This window comes from Streptococcus downei MFe28 (assembly GCF_900459175.1).
GTDB lineage: Bacteria > Bacillota > Bacilli > Lactobacillales > Streptococcaceae > Streptococcus > Streptococcus downei.
This window is the reverse complement of record NZ_UHFA01000002.1, coordinates 1,581,178-1,595,873: the sequence shown is the minus strand read 5'-3', so window position 1 is coordinate 1,595,873 and position 14,696 is coordinate 1,581,178. Positions and strand designations below refer to the sequence as shown.

The window sequence follows — 14,696 nt, the reverse complement described above, 5'->3', positions numbered from 1 at the left end:
CAAAGACTAGCAATAATGTGCTTGGGCGTCAAAAGGTAGTCCCAATAGTCCTTCTTGTGCTCATCAAGAGGAATGATAACATACATGAAGAAGAGAAAAAGTAAGGTTCCAAAAAGGATTCCTTTCCTAAATATTTTAACTTGCTTGTTGTATTCTGCCTGAGTCTCATATATTTTTCTTCATCAAAATCAACAGACTTTCTAGACTGCCAAAAGGGAAAGCTTTGCTTTCCTCAGCAAGTACGGCAAAGTGAGTTAACGATGCGACACGAGGTATAAACTGTCGTTACCACAGTTTATACAGAGTTAGTCAGGGATATAGAAAACTACAATCGTAGTTTTCGTAGTCACTCTAATGAAAACTATAGAGTAACTTTATCCGTGGGATAGTTTTGATTTTTGAAGAGTATTAGTCTCTTGGAGACCTGTCACTGACCTCCCAGAAGAGGCTGTTAAGGTCGGTGTCTAGACTTTTAGCAAGCTTGATACAAAGTTCAAGCGAAGGGTTGTACTTCCCATTTTCAATCAGATTGATAGTTTGCCTAGCCACACCAATTTCCCTAGCCAAGGCCAGTTGCGACAATTTTTTTAACTGGCGAAATTCTTTAACGCGATTCATGTCTACTCCCAATGTCATATATATATTACATCCCCAGTATAACAGAAAATCAGATAGTGTCAATTATACATGACATTTTTGCCGGAAATTTTTGTTTCTTTCAAGTGGGTTGTCCTAACTTAATAGCTTTTTTGTGGGAGTTCAGTAGCTAGTTAGAAGCCAATTCCAATTCAGCCAATTTTTTTAAGAAAAAAACAAGGTAAATATCTTGACAGGTCTGTAACAAATTGGTAAACTATAGGAGCAGTAGCCGATTTAGCTCAGTAGGTAGAGCAACGCACTCGTAACGCGTAGGTCGTAGGTTCAATTCCTGCAATCGGCATTCTTCATAGACAAGTGGTGGCACGGCTTAGCGGTGTCACCTTTTTTTGAAGAAAAGGATAAGTTTATTGTAGATAGGAAGCCTAGGAAGTCCAAGGGGAAAACCGTATTTTTGACTCGGCTTATTTTGCTGGATAAGTATGTAGCCCTTCGAGCACCCTTAACCCAATCTAGGAGTCAAGTTTAGAATATAGGAATGTGTTAAAAAATCGTTTGCGGGTTGACCTTCTCAATTTATCAGTGATTTAAACAGAAAATTATTTATAGGTGAAAATATGGAAAAGAAATCTTCAAATGCCCTTGTTAATTGGGCGCTCGGTTTGGAAATTACCAGCCTGGTGATTGGGCCGATTCTTTCAGTCATCGCTATAACGATTGCAACGGTATTCGTTCAGTCGAGTAGCTTGGGTGACCTGTCTACAAGTTCTGGTGGCAGTGATGTGGCTAGGTTTATAGAATTTATAGGATCATTTACCCAATTGATTGGTATTTTTGCGGTTTACCTCTTTGCCCTAATGTCTGCTAGCTTAATTGATTTGGTCTTTACCTGGCTTGCGACCAGTATTAGTCTTTTTGCTGCTAGTAGTCGGAAGAATGCTAAATCTATTTTTAGGGGATTCTTCATCTGTCTGGTTCTGCAGGTTCTTACTCCCTTTTTGGCTTTACTCCCTATTCTCTTCAGGTTAGAGAGTGTGGTAATCCTAATCTACTTCTCTTTTTTCGCTTTTCTGGGTTCAAAAATTTTCGCTCTGGTTTTGGCTAGTCGATTATTTGGACAAGCTCGGCGAGAAAAAAGGGACTTAAGCTATCAAAGCCAGCCAACTGTGTCTGGGGTTATGAACAAGAAGGTACCAGCAGTCAAAAATTCTCTGACCAGGGGCGATATAAGCCCACAGATTCCGGAAAGGGTAAAAGAAGGGAGCCTGCCTGCAAAGGTCCAAGAAGCAGCTCAGGTCAAGACAAATTTGAAAGGAAAATCTATGGTGAAAAAACCTTCATCTGGATTGATTGTTTGGTCGCTTAACCTCGTCATTCTAGATTTTTGCTTGCAAGTAGCTTCGATAGGCTTTATGATTTCAGCAGGAGTCATGACAGGCAACGTTGACTTACTTTATCCTCTAGTTGTTATCATTGCCTATTTATTTCAATCTGGATTCTTTGAGGGAAGCGGCTCTTTCATGTCCATTATTTTCCTCTTGATTGTATTCAGTCTAATTTCGGGGGCCATTGATGTCGCTGCTCTAGTCTTGCCCATAATTGTAGCTGTCAAAAACATCCGCCATCGTTTACCAGCTACTGGGATTCTAATCGCGCTAGCTACTAGGTTGCTTGTACAAGTCCCCACCTACTTTGTAACTCAAGCAGGGGGGCCTAGAAAATTGGTCAATCTGGATGGGTGGCATTCTTAGTTTGGCCTCGCAAATTGCCCTGATGACGTTTCTGGTCATGCTCAATAAGAGGATTGGACAGGAAAGAAAAGCTGGGCAAGCAGTTGGCTCTCCTACAAACCCACCGGTTAATCACTTAAATTCCTAAAAAGGAGGATTGAATATGAATCTCTTTCAACCCTACGATGACTTCCTAAGCCCTTCCATAGAAGAGAGGGCAAGGATAAAGACTAGATGCTTGCTGAAGTTTGCCCTGGTCTTTCAGATTTTGGCCATCCTTTTTATGGTCATTTGGAGTGTGGCCTTAACGGGGCATTTTCAGGCAACCTCCTATTCTAAAGAAGAAATGGCAGGTGTCATAACGACAGTGGCAATGGTTTTTCCTATCGTCTTGTTTGGGCTGGCCTTGATTCTAGTCCCTCCCTTCTTTTCCCTGCTTTCCCTGAGCCTATTTAAGGATAAAATCATCACCAAGTCTTTTCTAATTCTAACGGTATCAGTTGACCTCATTCTTTTCCTGATAGCCATGGCCTATTTCTTGCAGGCAGATGCTACAGGCTATTTGGTTATAACTATTCTTGAATTCCTAAGTAAAGTGATTTCGCTTCCTATCCTAATAGTCGCCATCATTCGCCCAAGACCCCCAAGGATATTTCCTAATTTTTAGGATCTTGATGAAAGCAAAATATCAAGAATTCACAAGTCATCCAAGAGGGTGGCTTTTTTCAGTAGTAGTGATGGAATAAAGTTAATCTCCAATTTCTGAGCAAAATAATTGCCATTTTAAAAACAACAGGTTATACTATATCTATAAGCTGTTAAACAAAAAGAAACATCTATATAAATCATTTTTTAAATAGGAGAAAAAACTATGTCTACAGTAACAATTTTTGGTAAAGGTAATATGGGGACAGCCATCGCATCTGTTTTTGAAAAAGCTGGTAACAGCGTCAACTTCTCAACAACGGAAGAACCTGCGACTAGCTTTGGCGACATCATCGTTTTGGCTGTGCCTTACCCAGCTCTTGAAGGCATCGCAGCGGCAAACCAGGAGAATTTTGCTGGTAAAATCGTCATCGATATTACTAACCCTGTCAACTTCCAAACCTTCGATGAATTGACCGTTCCAGCAGATTCTTCTGCAACAGCCCAACTGCTAAGGTAGTCAAAGGCTTCAATACGACCTTCGGCGCTACTCTGGCAAGCGGTAAGGTAGCTGGTAGCCGCCCTCTTTGCTTCTGACCATGCGGATGCTAAGGAAGCTATCATGGAGGCTCTCAAGGGTGGCGACGTCCAAGCTATGGATGCTGGTAGTCTGAAACGAGCACGTGAATTGGAAGCTATGGGCTTCTTACAAATTAGCCTAGCTGCCCAAGAAAAAATTGCCTGGACAGGTGGCTTTGGTATTTTTAAATAAGTCATCGAAGTGTGATTTTTTCAGATTTGCCATTTGTCCTTGGATAGGCTATAGTAATAACTAGAGAAGGAATAAATGGAGTGATTAAAGATGAAACAATCTCATAAACTGAGCGATGCTCTACATATTTTAAGCTATATTGCCCTCAATCAGGAGCGCTTGCCTAAGATTTCCAGCCAGACCATCGCCGACTCTGTTGGGACCAATCCGGGTCTTGTTCGTCGGCTGATGTCCAATCTCAGTAAGGCAGGTCTCTTGATTACCAAGGTGGGAGCAGCCAAGCCTCAGTTGGCCAAGGCCCCCAAGGACATTTCTTTTTATGATGTCTTCGAGGCGGTTGAAACCGATGGCCTGCTTAAGGTTGACGAAAGTACCAACCCTGACTGTCCAATCGGTAGCAATGTTCCTAAGGTTCTACCAAGTTTTTACCAGAGGGTAGCGAAAGCTGCCTACGATGAAATGAGGGCTATCAGCTTGCAGGACATGATGGATGAAATTTTGGCAAATATTGGTGGCTAAGAAGTCCTAACTAAGCAAGAAGCAAATAAGAGGTTGGAGCGAGATTCCAACCTCTTATTTAGAAGCAATAATTACTAATTAGAGATTTATAACTGACTTAAGAAAGGAAAAGAATGTACGACTATCAATCAAGAATACGATTAGGACGAGTGGTCTTGAATGTGGCTAACTTGGACCTACAAACTAGATTTTACAAGCAGGTCCTAGGACTAGCAATATTGGACCGAGGTCAAGGCTGGGTTAATTTGGGGATTAAGGACAGCGGGCTTGACCTGCTGCGATTGGAGGAAGTGCCAGCAAGTGAAGTAGAAGCTTATGGTCTCTATCACTTTGCTATTTTACTTCCCAGTCGTAGCGACCTTGGAGACTTCCTCCGACATGCTTTGGTTAATAATGTCCCTCTGCAAGGTGCCAGTGACCATGGCTACAGCGAAGCCATTTACCTCAATGATACCGAAGGCAACGGTATTGAAATCTACCGCAACAAGCCAGTACCGCAGTGGGATATTCAGGGTGATAAGATTTTGGGTATCACCGAAGAAATGGATGGCGATGGTGTTTTAGCATCAGCCCATGGCGATTATGCGGGCTATCAAATGCCAGCAGGAACTAAGATGGGGCATTTCCACTATAGTGTTTCTAATGCTGCCAAGCTATCAGCCTTTTATCGGCATCTCTTTGAGATTAAGGAAAATCAGGCCTTTTCAACGGCCAGTTGGATTGCTGATGGTGGCTATCACCATCATTTTGCCTTTAATCACTGGGCTGGACCAGGTTTAGCTAAACGAAGTCAGGGCCTTCCTGGACTCAACCATGTCCAAGTATTTGTCAAGGACTCGGCTTATCTGAAAACTATTGAAGAGAGAGCTCGGGCTCTTAAATCCTTGCTTGCAGCCAATGAGAACGATTTGCTTATTGAGGATATTGTTGGCAATCGGATAGTGGTGGAGCTGGAGAAATCACTATAATCATTGTATAATAGGGGCTATCCTAAAGAAATTTGCTGGGCACTAGTGAGTAGGGCTCAACTAAGCCTGACTTGGGAGTTTGAAACTGTCAATGACTGTTGAGGAAAAGCCGAGTCTTTTAGTGGCTGGCATACTAGTGGAAAATGCAAGGAGTAAGGAAAGGATTAACCGCTAAGGCTGTTTTATTAACTCACCCAAAATAATTCCTTGCTACCCAGAAAGGAGCTTGAATTTGACCTATAAATTTTTACTTTTCGACCTTGACCACACCCTCCTAGACTTCGAAGCGGCGGAAGAAGTTGCCCTGACACAAATGCTGGAGGCGGAAGAGGTCGATGATGTGACAGCCTATAAGGCCTACTATAAGCCCATGAATCAGCAACTCTGGCTGGATTTGGAGGCTAAGAAAATTTCAAAGGAAGAGCTGGTCAACAGTCGTTTTGCTCTACTTTTTGAGCATTTTGGTAAAGTGGTTGACGGGAAGGTCTACGCTGAGAAGTATCAGTCCTTTTTGATGAATCAGGGTCAGACCTTTGCTGGTGCTAAGGAGCTCCTAGCTGAACTGACAGTCTCAGGTTATCAGATATACGGGGCAACCAACGGCATTACGCGTATTCAGGAAGGTCGCCTGAGGGCTTCTGATATTAAGCCCTATTTCAAGCAGGTCTTTATTTCAGAACAAACAGGCTATCAAAAGCCTGATAAGGAATTCTTCCAAGTGCTAGCAGACCAGATTCCTGGATTTGCTAAGGATCAGGCCCTTTTTATCGGCGATAGTCTAACTGCTGATATTCAAGGTGGCAATAATGCTGGTCTGGATACGGTTTGGTACAATCCTGAAAGAAAGGAAAACACCAGCCCAGCGATACCGACTTACACAGTCACCTCTTATTCAGAGCTCTTGCAACTCCTTCATGGTCAGAGGAGTGAATAGGGATGATTTGAGCTATAACTTAAAACCACCCTAAAATGCCTTGTTTCCAAGGTTTTTTTACTTGTTCTTCCTTTCCTAACAGGGTATAATTAGTAAGTTCAGATACTTTTTATAATACGCCTTTAAAATCAATATCTTCCCTTGAGGGACTCGCTCTGGCTGGCACTTGTATTTCCAGCAAGTCTTACACCTGGGCTAATTTGATTTTCATTGGCTAGCAATCATAAAATTTTTGAAAAAACGACTCCAGAGAGATGCAAGTCTGGGGAGACAGGTTGGGTCGTTTTAGAGATTTTTTGTGGAGAGAGAAGTGGGAACATTATCGATTTAAGAAGTTGAGGTCATAAGCGATTGGGAAGCTATGTCCTCTAATCACAGTATTTTAAACATGAGAGGGAGAGAATCATGAAACCACTATTAATTTTAGCAACCAATCAAAACCATTACGAGGGACAGGAGATTCCAACAGGCCTTTGGTTGGGAGAGCTGACGCATTTTATTGCCATCATGGAAGAGAAAGGTCTGCCCTATCAAATTGCCAGCCTTAAAGGAGGGGAAATTCCTCTGGATCCTTTTAGCCTGACGGAGCAGTTTATGGATCAAGAGAGCATGGATTATTACGATGACCTTGCTTTTATGTCAAGCTTGGTCAATTCACTAGCTCTGGACAAGCTTGAGCCAGCTGATTATTCGGGCCTTTATTTTACAGGGGGGCACGGGGCTATGTATGACTTTGCCCGCGATCCTCAGGTAGCTGACTGGATCTTAGCCATGAGCGCAGCCCAAAAGCCAGTAGCGACTATCTGTCATGGTACTGCAGCCCTGACCAATCCCCAGCTTGAAGTTGATGGCGAGGCCTGGGTTGAAGGAAAAAGGGTGACAGGCTATTCCAATGCTGAAGAGCTTTATGTCGGCCATAGCGACCACGTTCCCTTTCTCCTGCAAGACCGATTGGAGAGAATGGGAGCCGACTATGTAGAGGCTAATCCCTTTCATTCTCACGTCTTGACTGATGGCAAGCTGATAACTGGGCAAAATCCACAGTCTACTAAGGAATTAGCCAGAACTCTGGCTGGCCTCCTGCTAGGAGAAGAGGAATGCTAGTGACATACTACCGCAGAATCTTGTTTATCCTGGGAATTTTGGGTCTCGGCCTCCAGCTCTTTAAGTATGGGCTAGGGAGGCTACTTTACTATACCATTTTATCCAACTTGGCCGTCGTCGTATTTTTAGGAGTCACTCTATACTGGATGGCTCAAAAGAAGGAGGCTACTTTACTCAGTCACAAATTTTTACGCTTTAAGGGTGGCTTGACGGTAAATGATTTTGATTCCCTTTATCGTTTACCTATCGTTTACCATTTCTTCTTGGCTCCTTTGGTGACAGCGCAAGCCTATTGGAATTTAGAGAATTTCTTGGTTCACTATATTCTTCCCTTGGGCTTTCTCCTTGATAGTCTCCTATTTGACCCAAGGAAAAACTATAGAATTTGGGATCCTATCGCTTGGTTACTTTTTCAATTAGCCTATAGTTTCCTGGCTCTTTTTAACGGTTTTGTGACCAAGTGGGCCATTCCAGGTGCTGTAGACAGTCCCTTCCCTTATTACTTTGTCAATGTCTATAAGTATGGTTGGGGCTTTGTCCTTAAAAATTGTTTGGGACTCTTTGTTTTTTACCTCATCCTGGGTTATCTTTTTTGTCTAGCCAATTATGGCTTGGACCTAGCCAGCAAAAGCAGGAGTTAAAAAATGAAAATTGATTTTAAAAATGTATCAAGCACAGGCTTAGAGAGTTCCCCTGTCGCTGATAGTCTAGCAGGTTGAGGCCCGGTATTTCTGGAATAAGTTTAAGGTAGACTTTGAGACTCAGCCAGTATTTGAGCGAGCGGAACTGAAACTGATGGCTGATATTGAGGCCCTGCTCAAGCGAGAAAAGGATTTGGTTTTTGTGGCCAAGCCCTTAGAAATTGCCCAACTCTTCCTAGAAGACCGCATCCTCTGGACACATGTTTTTTATGAGGATGGCCTAGCTATTAATGTGCTCTACGAATTGGACAATCCCAAGAAGCGGTCGGTCTCAAACTCTCGGACGGCATGGAAGTGCCAGCCGAGCTGGAAGGCCGCTTTAAATTCGCACGACAAAAATCTAAACTAGCTGGCACTATTCGTGGCTCTTATTTCACCCTCAAGGGAGATAATCAGGCTATGATAGAGCGCTGGTTGGAGAAGTTTAAATCATAAAAAATGGCAGGATTGACTGAGAAACCGCTTTGGGGTGACCTCTTGTCAGACCTGCCTTTCTTTTTATTCAAGAAACTATTTGAGTTGACGACCGTCTTGGTCGAAGTAGCAAACTTCACCGTTAATGACTTGTCTACCCGTTACTCTAAGGCCATTATCCTTATCAAGGTAATACCAAGTTATACCGCCATCAGGGGTGACAAAACGGCCCTTAATTTGTTGACCAGTTTCATCAAAAGTATAACGTTTACCAGCAATAGTTTGTCCACCAGTTAGAGCTTGACCATTATCCTTATCCAGATAGTACCAAGTTTTGCCGCCATCAGGCGAAGCGAAGTCTCCTTTGACTTGAGAGCCATCGGCATTGAAATAGTAGGTCTTACCGTTGACAACTTGAAGGCCTGTCAAAACCTGTCCATTGTCTTTATCTAAGTAGTACCAGGTCTTACCTCCATCGGGCGAGGCGAAGTCTCCTTTGACTTGAGAGCCATCGGCATTGAAATAGTAGGTTTTACCATTGATCACTTGAAGGCCTGTCAAAACCTGTCCATTATCTTTATCTAAGTAGTACCAAGTCTTGCCACCATCAGGTGAAGCGAAGTCTCCCTTGACTTGAGAGCCATCGGCATTGAAGTAATGAGTTTGTCCATCAATATCAGCCAAACCAGTCTCTAGTTGGCCATCTGCCTTGCGATAATACCAAGCTTGATTAGCGGTGAACCAGCCTTGCGACTTAACTTCCTGATTGAGCGGAGTCAGATAGACATTTTGGAAAGCGACCTCTCCATCCCAAAGTCCCAGGCCAATATAGGCCTTATTGAAATAGTCCTTAACTGTGTCAAATTTATGGCTCATAACTTCTTGTCCATCAATACTCAGGCTCACACTATCCTTGGTCTTCTTGATTTCAAGGTGATGGTAGAGATTATCATTGAGCGCCTTTGTGAGCGGTTCTTCTGTGATGGTATCCCCTTGGAAGTAGTAAAGTCGTGCACTGGCTTGGTCGCCCAATTGGAAGGTGTAGGCATTAGCTGGGTCGGTTGCCGGAGAGGCAAAGAAGATGTTGACCAAGCCCTTTTGATATTTAACATCAGCTTCTAATTTATATTCAGCATAAGAGACAATATCGGTTGACATAATGGCATCATTAGCGCTAGTATTGCTGTCCAGCAGCTCTTTATCATCGACCACCCATTGCCCTGAAATAGCCTTGAGATTTTTCAAGTTGGTCTTAAAATTATTCTCAAAGATATTAATTTTGTAGACCTTGGTCAAGCTAGGATCCTCCTTAGAGCTTGCCGTCAGGGTTAAACTGCCAGCCTTTTTGGCAGTCAAGGTCACCTTATTACCAGATTGACTAAAGTCAACTAGGTCAGGCTTATCTAATTGCCAGTTTACTTCCTGCTTGGCTTGAGCAGGTGCTAGGTAGGCCTCGAAACTTGTTGACTGACCAGTATTCAAGCGTGTTTCAGCCTGGCCGGTTCCGACAAGTTTGAATGGCTTGTCTGTTACGACCTTATTGGTCCAGATAGACTTAAGTGGATAAAAGGCAATATCAGCTTTAGCGTCACCACCTTCCGTGAAGACACTGGCTCCAAGGCTATCAGGAGCTGGGAAAATTTGGTTGGCACCAGCTACAGTGTCTCCCTTAGCAAAGACTTCAAGGCTAGCGCGGTCGACAAAGATATGAAGAGAAATGCTACCATCAGCATTTGTCGTTACCTTTTGCTTGTTAATTTCAGCAAATTTATCGGTAATAATAATGCCTGATTGGCTACGGTCGATTGAGAGTTCTTGAGTTTGTAGATCATAAGAGACAACAGTGGCTTGGTCTTGTGATTGCCGTAATTTAAAGCCAACCTTCGTGGTAGTTGCACTTGGCCTAAAGGTTGAGACGATTTCATAGCTATCGGATTTAACATCCTTGAGTAAATCATTATTAGCCGAAACCGTAACATCCTGATAGTTTATAGCCTTAGCTGTGTCGCGAAGAGACTCGTAGGCTTTAATTGGAGTTTGCGTCAAGACATATCTATCATTTTCCTTGGTCAATCCCAATTGCAGGTTGAGATTATAGGTTCCGTTGAAGTCTTGGTCAAGGGTCTTACCGACTAGGTTACAGTAGTCCCAGGTATTCATCCAGTTTAGTTCTGTTAATTTTGGAATGGTAGGATTGGCCTCGCTACCAAAATCCTGTACATAATAGGTCATGGCAGCGTAGGAATCTTTACCAAAATTCATAATGCCATCGGAATCCTGATAGGCCTGGTCTGGGCTGAAGGTCCATTTACCATCAACTTGCTTGAAGTCGCCGACCTTGTAATAGCGACCGCCTCGTGAAAGTACCCATTTAATGCTACCATCATCGGTTTGAATCGGATAGAGGTCAGGACACTCGGTTTGGATGTCAGGATAGGTAGATTCAACCGACCAGTCTCTTAAATTATCAGAAGAATAGATGCGTAAAGGACCACCAGCTAGGACCATGAACCACTTGTTATTCCAATGGAAAACTTTAGGGTCGCGGAAATCCTTGCTTTGCAGCGGGTCATTAGACCAGTCAGCAGCCACTTGGTCAACCTTGGTCCAAGTTTGACCTTCGTCCGAACTATAGGCCAATTTAATTCGTTGGCCATTACCATCAGCTGTAACTAAGGCAACCAGTCCACCTTCTCCATCTTTGAAGAAGCCAGAGCTGTTGTGTTCGTCGACGACAATACAACCCGAGAACATGGTTCCGTTACTATCGGGGTAGAGAGCAATTGGTTGCTCTTCCCAATGAAGGAGGTCTGTGCTGGTAGCATGAGCCCAGTGCATCGGTCCCCAAACATTATCATCATAGAACTGATAAAAGAGATGGTACTTACCCTTGTAATAGACCAAACCGTTAGGGTCATTGCCCCAGCCGTCCTTGACCGAGTAGTGGTATTGGTCACGGAAGAGTTCATTGTAATAGACTTCATTTGCTTGCCGCCGATGGACATTGATGCGATAGGTTAGGCTAGCCTGATTAGCTTCAGTTGTAACAGTGCTGGTCACCGTTAGATAATTAGCTCCAACAGCTAGAGGGATGCTGTCAGTTAATTGGTATTCCTTGCCGGTGCTGTCAGAAATCTTAAATTGCGCTTGACTATTTTTGGGCTTAATTGCTAGTTTTACGCTAGTCGTGGCATTATCAACATACTGGATGTTGATAGGAGCATTAGCTAGAAATTGCCCTTTCTTTTCGGCGCCACCTTGGTCAGGTGTGACAGCGACATCTTCTAGTTCTGGATTTAAATCATCAGTGATTGGCGTATAGTAGGTATTTTGGAATACCACTTCGCTATTCCAGTTAAGCAAGCCCAGATAACCCTCTTTAATGACAGTGGTTTGCCCCTTGTCATCTTTTTGTAGGGTATAGTCCCCAGTGGAACCAATCAATTGACCGTTGATATAGAAGGAGAGCCAAGAATCAATTGCGATAACTCTGATGAAATAGTTACCATCGGCGCTTGGTTCGATTTGTCTTTCATCAATCAGTTGTTGATCCTGTCCATCTTGCCAACGCCAAAATTTACTCTTTTTCGTGCCACCATCGATATTGATGGCATAGCTATTTTGGACGTTATTAGGGTCAGTACTGCGGAATATTAGACCGACAGCTCCCTGATTTTTGAGGAACTTGACATCGGTTGAATAGACAAAATTATCTGTCTTGATATCAGAAATGTTCCAGCTGTCTCCCTTGTCAAGGGCATTGCTGTAGAGACCGTCATCTCGAACTTTCCAAGTTCCATTTGTTGGCTTAAGATTGGTCAAATTAGTTTGATAACCTTTTTCAGCAACTTGTGCTACATCAGCTAGGTCGGTCTTCTCGACAGTGACAGCCCCATCGACAGGCTTAATAGTAGGATCTTTCTCATTATTTGAGGCTACACCCGTTTGTTCACTAGATTCGACTGAAGTGGTTGCAGTCGAAGTATCAGCAGTTGCTTGTTCGCTAACTTCATCGGATTTGGAGGGAGTATCACTCTTGTCCGTTTCATCGACAGCAGAAGTTTCTTGGCCAACTGAGGCTGTTTGGTTATCAGCTGTAGTTGCTGAATTGTTCATTGATTTTTCAGCAAGTCCTCCGACATCTGCCAACTGTGTGCTGGAAGAACTGGAAGTCGTTGCTGTGGTATCCTCAGCATAAACTGGACTAGCTAGAGCCAGGCCTGCGACGAGTAGGGTAACGAGGCTACAACCAAAAATCCAGTGTTTGCCACGCTTATGCATATACCAACCAGTCCGTTTACTTTCCGTAGATGAGCTATCTGTCATGATGGCTTCCTCCTTTTTTGAATTTTCACGACCATTATAAAATATATGTAAGCGTTTTACAATATGTGAATAATAATTTCTTTAATTAAAAAATCTAGTTCTACCTTGTTCAGTTTGAGGATGGGCGAATGGATAGGTTGTTATTTTAAATCCTTAAGTAGGCCAAGTAAATTTGTTATAATGTCTTTATGAATGAACTGATTAAACACAAGTTGGAGTTGCTACCAGATAGTCCTGGTTGCTACATCCACAAGGATAAAAATGGCACGATTATTTATGTTGGTAAGGCCAAGAATTTGAAAAATCGGGTTCGCTCTTATTTCCACGGTAGCCATGACACCAAGACTGAGATGTTGGTCTCAGAAATTGCCGATTTTGAATATATTGTTACGGGCTCCAATACCGAGGCCCTGCTTCTGGAAATCAACCTCATCCAGAAGAATATGCCTAAGTACAACATTCGCCTCAAGGATGATAAGTCCTACCCCTATATCAAGATTACCAATGAGGTTTACCCTCGGCTCATGATTACCCGTCAGGTCCACCGCAAGGATGGCCTCTATTTTGGCCCCTATCCCGACTCTGGAGCTGCCACCGAAATTAAGCGCCTGCTGGATCGGATTTTTCCCTTTAAGAAATGCACCAATCCAGCCAATAAGGTCTGCTTTTATTACCATTTGGGTCAATGCAATGCCCACACTATCTGCCATACAGACCAGACCTATTGGGATGGCCTCAAGGAGGACGTAAAGAACTTCCTCAATGGCAAGGACAATAAGATTGTTGAGCAAATTCGCCAGAAGATGCTCAAAGCGTCGGAACTCATGGAATTTGAACGGGCGGCCGAATACCGCGACCTCCTAGAAGCCATCAGCAAACTTCGCACCAAACAGCGAATTATGAATCAGGATATGCAGGACCGAGACATCTTCGGCTATTATGTGGATAAGGGGTGGATGTGTGTCCAGGTTTTCTTCGTCCGTCAGGGCAAGCTCATCCAACGTGATGTCAATATATTTCCTTATTATAATGAACCAGAAGAAGATTTCCTGACCTATCTAGGGCAATTTTATCAGGAGAGTAAGCACTTCCTGCCCAAGGAGGTCTTCATTCCACAAGATATTGATGACCAGCTGGCTAAGGCGGTTGTCAAGACCAAGGTCCTTAAACCCCAACGGGGCGAGAAGAAGCAGCTGGTCAATTTGGCCACTAAAAATGCTCGGGTCAGCCTGCAACAAAAATTTGACCTTCTAGAAAAGGACATTAAAAAGACCAAGGGAGCCATCGAAAATCTGGGCCAACTGCTCAATATTCCTGCCCCCCGACGGATTGAGGCCTTTGATAACTCCAATATTCAGGGGACCAGTCCTGTGGCAGCCATGGTTGTCTTCGTTGACGGGAAACCTAGCAAGAAAGACTATCGCAAGTTTAAAATCAAGACCGTTATTGGTCCTGATGACTATGCCAGTATGCGCGAGGTTATTTACCGTCGCTACAGTCGCGTCATGCGCGATGGCCTGACCCCTCCAGATTTGATTGTTATTGATGGTGGTCAAGGCCAGGTCAATATCGCTAAAGATGTTATCCAAAACCGTCTGGGGCTGGATATTCCGATTGCTGGTCTGCAAAAGAATGACAAGCACCAGACCCACGAACTCCTCTTTGGTGAGCCTTTGGAAGTCGTGGACCTTCCACGAAATTCTCAAGAATTCTTTCTCCTGCAAAGGGTTCAAGATGAAGTCCACCGCTTTGCCATTACCTTCCATAGACAGGTCAGAAGCAAGAATAGCTTTAGTTCCAAGCTGGATGGTGTCCCAGGCCTAGGACCCAAACGCAAGCAGCTCTTGCTCAAGCATTTCAGGAGCCTGACCAAGATCCAGCAGGCCGATGTCGATGACATCGTCAACTGCGGTGTCCCCAGAAATGTGGCTGAGGACTTAAAGGCAAGACTGAGCGAGATGGAGAATGCCAAGGTGGAAAAATAAA

The 14,696-nt window shown here is 43.6% G+C and carries 10 protein-coding genes, 1 tRNA gene and 2 pseudogenes; 11 read left to right on the top strand and 2 right to left on the bottom strand.

Annotated features, from left to right (window positions below):
• Positions 1–408: 408 nt before the first annotated feature.
• Positions 409–618 (bottom strand): helix-turn-helix transcriptional regulator, encoded by a 210-nt coding sequence (locus tag DYE66_RS07635; RefSeq protein ID WP_002997785.1) that lies wholly within the window; start codon positions 616–618, stop codon positions 409–411.
• A gap of 249 nt (positions 619–867) precedes the next feature.
• Between DYE66_RS07635 and DYE66_RS07630 the strand changes: the two genes are divergently transcribed.
• From DYE66_RS07630 to DYE66_RS07585, 10 genes and pseudogenes are all read left to right on the top strand, one after another.
• A tRNA-Thr gene (locus DYE66_RS07630) sits at positions 868–940 on the top strand.
• Between the two features lie 274 nt (positions 941–1,214).
• Entirely contained in the window at positions 1,215–2,348 is a 1,134-nt protein-coding gene (locus tag DYE66_RS07625; RefSeq protein ID WP_244914167.1) for a hypothetical protein, read from the top strand.
• Between the two features lie 142 nt (positions 2,349–2,490).
• Entirely contained in the window at positions 2,491–2,994 is a 504-nt protein-coding gene (locus tag DYE66_RS07620; RefSeq protein WP_002997931.1) for a hypothetical protein, read from the top strand.
• 204 nt (positions 2,995–3,198) lie between these two features.
• Positions 3,199–3,744 (top strand): annotated as a pseudogene (locus DYE66_RS07615) (NADPH-dependent F420 reductase).
• 90 nt (positions 3,745–3,834) lie between these two features.
• Complete coding sequence (locus DYE66_RS07610; protein WP_002997783.1) at positions 3,835–4,263, top strand: Rrf2 family transcriptional regulator; 429 nt, start codon at positions 3,835–3,837, stop codon at positions 4,261–4,263.
• Between the two features lie 113 nt (positions 4,264–4,376).
• Entirely contained in the window at positions 4,377–5,231 is an 855-nt protein-coding gene (locus DYE66_RS07605; protein WP_002997684.1) for a VOC family protein, read from the top strand.
• A 232-nt stretch (positions 5,232–5,463) separates the two neighbouring features.
• On the top strand, positions 5,464–6,165 hold the full coding sequence (pynA, locus tag DYE66_RS07600; protein ID WP_002998388.1) for a pyrimidine 5'-nucleotidase PynA: 702 nt from the start codon (positions 5,464–5,466) through the stop codon (positions 6,163–6,165).
• A gap of 405 nt (positions 6,166–6,570) precedes the next feature.
• Complete coding sequence (locus DYE66_RS07595; protein WP_115325085.1) at positions 6,571–7,269, top strand: type 1 glutamine amidotransferase domain-containing protein; 699 nt, start codon at positions 6,571–6,573, stop codon at positions 7,267–7,269.
• Positions 7,263–7,910: a Pr6Pr family membrane protein gene (locus tag DYE66_RS07590; RefSeq protein WP_167410115.1), complete on the top strand. Its 648-nt coding sequence runs from the start codon at positions 7,263–7,265 to the stop codon at positions 7,908–7,910. The genes DYE66_RS07595 and DYE66_RS07590 overlap by 7 nt, the downstream gene beginning before the upstream one ends.
• Positions 7,911–7,913: 3 nt before the next feature.
• A pseudogene (locus DYE66_RS07585) lies at positions 7,914–8,405 on the top strand (phage tail protein).
• A 75-nt stretch (positions 8,406–8,480) separates the two neighbouring features.
• Here the strand turns inward: DYE66_RS07585 and DYE66_RS07580 are convergent.
• Positions 8,481–12,710: a GH32 C-terminal domain-containing protein gene (locus DYE66_RS07580; RefSeq protein ID WP_002998327.1), complete on the bottom strand. Its 4,230-nt coding sequence runs from the start codon at positions 12,708–12,710 to the stop codon at positions 8,481–8,483.
• A gap of 188 nt (positions 12,711–12,898) precedes the next feature.
• Between DYE66_RS07580 and uvrC the strand changes: the two genes are divergently transcribed.
• Positions 12,899–14,695 carry an excinuclease ABC subunit UvrC gene (gene uvrC, locus DYE66_RS07575; RefSeq protein ID WP_002998421.1) on the top strand — a complete coding sequence of 599 codons (1,797 nt, stop codon included), beginning with the start codon at positions 12,899–12,901 and terminating at the stop codon, positions 14,693–14,695.
• Position 14,696 lies beyond the last annotated feature (1 nt).

What these genes read in the sequence shown, in the direction of transcription:
- DYE66_RS07635 (WP_002997785.1), bottom strand. Translation starts at nt 618, where the DNA reads ATGAATCGCGTTAAAGAATTTCGCCAGTTAAAAAAATTGTCGCAACTG.
- DYE66_RS07625 (WP_244914167.1), top strand. Translation starts at nt 1,215, where the DNA reads ATGGAAAAGAAATCTTCAAATGCCCTTGTTAATTGGGCGCTCGGTTTG.
- DYE66_RS07620 (WP_002997931.1), top strand. Translation starts at nt 2,491, where the DNA reads ATGAATCTCTTTCAACCCTACGATGACTTCCTAAGCCCTTCCATAGAA.
- DYE66_RS07610 (WP_002997783.1), top strand. Translation starts at nt 3,835, where the DNA reads ATGAAACAATCTCATAAACTGAGCGATGCTCTACATATTTTAAGCTAT.
- DYE66_RS07605 (WP_002997684.1), top strand. Translation starts at nt 4,377, where the DNA reads ATGTACGACTATCAATCAAGAATACGATTAGGACGAGTGGTCTTGAAT.
- DYE66_RS07595 (WP_115325085.1), top strand. Translation starts at nt 6,571, where the DNA reads ATGAAACCACTATTAATTTTAGCAACCAATCAAAACCATTACGAGGGA.
- DYE66_RS07590 (WP_167410115.1), top strand. Translation starts at nt 7,263, where the DNA reads ATGCTAGTGACATACTACCGCAGAATCTTGTTTATCCTGGGAATTTTG.
- DYE66_RS07580 (WP_002998327.1), bottom strand. Translation starts at nt 12,710, where the DNA reads ATGACAGATAGCTCATCTACGGAAAGTAAACGGACTGGTTGGTATATG.
- uvrC (WP_002998421.1), top strand. Translation starts at nt 12,899, where the DNA reads ATGAATGAACTGATTAAACACAAGTTGGAGTTGCTACCAGATAGTCCT.